The 3,573-nt window shown below is 37.7% G+C and carries 3 protein-coding genes and 1 pseudogene; 1 reads left to right on the top strand and 3 read right to left on the bottom strand.

All coding sequences use genetic code 11. The features are described 5' to 3' along the window. The 3 genes from tnpA to RH88_RS22635 all read right to left on the bottom strand — a co-directional run. Positions 1-122, bottom strand: a 122-nt coding sequence (tnpA, locus tag RH88_RS24150; RefSeq protein WP_005600406.1) for an IS66 family insertion sequence element accessory protein TnpA, incomplete at its 3' end; no start/stop codon positions are given. A 365-nt stretch (positions 123-487) separates the two neighbouring features. After that, a complete protein-coding gene (locus RH88_RS22630) occupies positions 488-1,468 on the bottom strand; it encodes a ParB N-terminal domain-containing protein (RefSeq protein WP_005600407.1) in 981 nt (326 codons plus the stop codon). A 10-nt stretch (positions 1,469-1,478) separates the two neighbouring features. Next, positions 1,479-2,732: a ParA family protein gene (locus tag RH88_RS22635; protein WP_005600409.1), complete on the bottom strand. Its 1,254-nt coding sequence runs from the start codon at positions 2,730-2,732 to the stop codon at positions 1,479-1,481. A gap of 107 nt (positions 2,733-2,839) precedes the next feature. Here RH88_RS22635 and RH88_RS22640 point away from each other — a divergent pair. Further along, positions 2,840-3,529 (top strand): annotated as a pseudogene (locus RH88_RS22640) (IS5 family transposase); the annotation flags it as partial. Between the last annotated feature and the right edge of the window lie 44 nt (positions 3,530-3,573).

The following is a 3,573-nucleotide window of genomic DNA, read 5'->3' on the forward strand; positions in this document are numbered from 1 at the left end:
CAATAATGAAATTTGGGGTAGCTGATGTCTTGCTCTTTACAAAAATTGGGAACAGAAAGCTCGCTTTCTTGCTGCTTAGTGACGATAGCCATCCAGTATTGGTGTTCTTCTGATTGAATCATAGTTCCTCCAGTAGGTTAGAAAAACTATGACAAAGTCTTGTAGGGTTTAGAATGTGGGGTTAATTGTGCGCTTACCAGCAAACCACATTACTTTTCTCTGCGGCAAAAATAACTATTGTTATCCAGTACCAGCATTGAACCCACTAACCGCACAAACAAAAATGGGAGGCTGCGCCAAAGGGGAAAGGATTATCAAGGGAAAAAACCTATCCTGAAAGGGTAGAAAAAAGGGGAGGTAGCTATCACAATAAAAACATGATGATAAAGCGCTGCGACACCCCCCCTTGTTTTAAAAGTACAACCCCCCTATCTTTATGATTTAAATGACATTTTCATTAATTATTACTTACTGTTCGGGTAGATTACTATGTATTTAAAATCGACTTAATAAATTCCAGTATTTGCTTTTCTTTATCAGCACCAATTCGAGCAAGCTCAATTTTTATCTTATTTCTATCTGGACTTTGACTTAGGGTGGCATAACTTCCTTTCTTGTCAAACGATGCCAGATACTCCTTTTTCCATTCCTTAGGCGTTGTTTTTACATTTAATGATTCAGCAATAAACAACTTTAATTGTTCTAGTGTGATTTTTTGTCTATCAGTAATAGATATACAATCCACCGGGAATTGTAATACTTTACTAAAAGACTTCATGCTATCAGCTATGTCTACATGATTTTTTTCAAGATCTCGTTGCAGTTTAATCAGATCTGAATAGTATGAATTAGGTATTCCTTCAAAATCGACAAATACCTGTCGAAGAGGTAAAACAACATTATTTGCTGCAATTCTCTTCCTTAACGATTCACGACCTATTGATAGAGCTGAAGCTAGATCTTCTAGTTTAGCAGTATCAACATCTATTCCCTTACGTCTAGCTATTCGAAATAAGTATTGAGCATGCTCAGGATAAGACCACCGTTTAACTTCTTGACTATCATTGATGATTGCTAAGATGTCTTCATCTGACACATCACCAATTAACTCCCAAAGTGGTAGTTCTACCTCAGCTTGCAAGCACACAAATCTGCGACGACTTGCATCTAACAACATCAGCCTTCCCGTTGATTTACATCTAACTGCAATACCTTCTTGATTTACACCATTTTTTATTATAGATGAGTAGATATCTCTAACTGCTTCAATAGTTAATGCATCTTGATTTCTTGGGTTTAACGGGTGTATATCTGTTTTAGATTCAATATCACGGCTTGGAATAACAACACGCTTTGCTTTCCAATTCCCATTAAGAAAAGTTCTTACATTTTCTGAAGCCCCTTTCAGAGATGAGATGCCTGATTTTGAGCCAGATCTTAATAATTTTGATTTGTCTTTATTTCGCATTTATAGACCCCTATCTCTTTGCTGCAATAACTTTAAGTTCATTTATGAAATTATTATAAGCCTCTCTAACTGAAGAGCAGGCGGTTTCATATTGTAATGACGTGCAAGTACTTTCTGTTTTTCTTATATCAAAAATAGTTCTATTCATACTCGCAGCTTCAAGAAATAAGGGACTATGCTTGATTGGAGTGGTAAACATATCACTTCCTACAGTCCTCAATAATCGGTCAAAAGTCTTTCTCTCTTGCCGATTATTTTCACTGTAGTTGACGGGAAGAATCTTTAACCACTTAATATTTGAACCTTTTGATGGTAAAGCTTGAAGAACGTCTGAGAGAGTAAGCATAAATGACGTTGTACTTGCATAGTCATAAGTTCTTGGAGTGATAGGGGTAATGATCATGTCTGTGGCCTCTGCTGCGGCCCAGGTAATAGGCGAATTTTGGGGAGGTAAATCTAAATAAATAATATCGTATTCTGTTTTTAGAATAGGTAGAATTTTACTAGACAAATAAGTCAATAATTCATCTCGTTTTTCTTTATCATTTAACTCCCAGTACAAATCGGTAAACTTCTCATCTGTAGGGAATGCCGTGATAACATCAAGGTTAGGTATATGTGTAGAAAAAGGAGCAGCACGAACAATGTCTTCTAATAGATTACCATTTTCAAGTAATTGAGCCACTTCACTATCATCTTCATATTCCGCACACGCGAAATCGGCGATAGTAACAAATAATTCATCCTGTTCATTTTTAACGTTAATTATACCTCTTGCTGCGGAACCTTGCGGATCAAGATCCACAATGCACACTCTTGCATTGAGATCTAAGTCTAACGCTGTCGCCATAGCAATAGTTACTGTAGTTGTTGATTTACCAGTTCCACCTTTATAGTTTTTAATAGCTACCACAGTTGAATTGTAGTTATCGGTAAATCTTTCAAAATTATAATGAAGCATAAGCTGATGGACTTGTGCAAGTGTGAAGAGGTGAGAACGATTATGAAAAATAGGTTCAAATATAACACCATCCTCAATTGCTTGTGTTATGCGTTTTAGATAAGTGCTCTTTGAAACACGAAAAATATCTTCACCAAGAGATGTTTTAGTTATGGTGTGATTATAAATCAACCGATTAACCCCTTCAGGTAGATCTTCATCAGTAACCGCCACTTGCGTACTTTCTAGTAAAGCCTCTTTAAGTGACGCGTTATCAGAATTCATTCGATTACCTATTTCCGTCACTTGCTTAATAATACCCATAATAGAAATCCTATCGTCTTTTGATTTTGAAGACTTTAAATCAAAATAACACCAATAACAACGCTAAAACACCAAAATACGGTATACAAATAAGTTGCATGTAATTCCATAACAACGCACTCTATAGAACAGATCAACCGACCATTCTAATTATCGAGGAAGCGATAAGAGAGTGGAAACAAGGCAAACAAAACAAGCGCGGGAGCCCCGTATTTTCAGTGATTTAGCCATTGATACGACAGGACTAAAGGTCTACGGAGAGGGAGAGGGCGAGTGGAAAGTCAAAAAGCATGGCATTGACGGGAAGTGCCGAGTCTAGAGAAAGTTGCATTTAGCGGTTGATACCGACATACATGAAATCATTGCTGCTAAGTTAAGTTTATCGAGTGTAAGCGACAGTGAAGTGCTACCTAATTTGCTCAGACAGACTCGGCCACAAATCGCAGAAATATTTGGCGATGGTGCTTATGAAACAAGGTTGTGCTACGAAGCCATTCTCATCAAACAAGGTGCTCCACTCATTCCTCCGAGATAAGGGGCTGCCTTCAGGAAGCGAGGCCACCCTCGCAATTTAGCGGTCGGATACCAGAAACTCTATGGTTCAAATAAGCATTGGAAAAAGAAGCACGGCTACCATATTCTCTCTCAGAGACAGCGATGTTCCGAGTTAAAAAGCTGCTTTAGGGACATTAAGCTTAAGAAATTACAATGCTCAAGTTGGTGAGACTTATGCCATGACAAAAGCGTTAAACAAGCTCACAGAACTAGGAATGCCCGAAATGATGGTGATCGCCTAATCAGTCATTTAGGCGTGTTTTAACTGAAATCGAATTAGGAAACA

The sequence above is a fragment of the Vibrio scophthalmi LMG 19158 genome, from assembly GCF_000222585.1.
GTDB classification, from domain to species: Bacteria; Pseudomonadota; Gammaproteobacteria; order Enterobacterales; family Vibrionaceae; genus Vibrio; species Vibrio scophthalmi.

Excerpts from the sequence above, each read along its gene's own strand:
- RH88_RS22630 (WP_005600407.1), bottom strand. The coding sequence starts at position 1,468 with ATGCGAAATAAAGACAAATCAAAATTATTAAGATCTGGCTCAAAATCA.
- RH88_RS22635 (WP_005600409.1), bottom strand. The coding sequence starts at position 2,732 with ATGGGTATTATTAAGCAAGTGACGGAAATAGGTAATCGAATGAATTCT.